The organism is Frankia sp. Mgl5 (assembly GCF_023242985.1).
In the GTDB taxonomy this organism is placed as follows: Bacteria; Actinomycetota; Actinomycetes; order Frankiales; family Frankiaceae; genus Parafrankia; species Parafrankia soli.
The window spans coordinates 1-245 of record NZ_JALKFY010000281.1; the positions used below are offsets into that span (position 1 = coordinate 1).

The following is a 245-nucleotide window of genomic DNA, read 5'->3' on the forward strand; positions in this document are numbered from 1 at the left end:
TCCATTCGTTTACCCCGGTCCCGCACACGTTTTAGCCCGAACAGCATCTCCTCTTCTTCTTCCAGGACGGCTCGCCAGTCCGTTAACTCCCCTCCCTGGACAACAAGCGGATGGTCGATCATTTCGGACAACCCTTGTTTGGTGTAGGCATAACTGCGTGTTTTGCTGCGCGCCTGAGGGTCGAGGCGTGCCCAGAAAAACTGCTTGACCGGATGGGCCGTTGTTTTTTCCATGATATCTTTCAC

Annotated in this window: 1 pseudogene; it reads right to left on the reverse strand. The window is 54.3% G+C overall.

The window, feature by feature from the left end:
* A pseudogene (locus MXD62_RS09365) lies at window positions 1–233 on the reverse strand (adenine deaminase); the annotation flags it as partial.
* Window positions 234–245 lie beyond the last annotated feature (12 nt).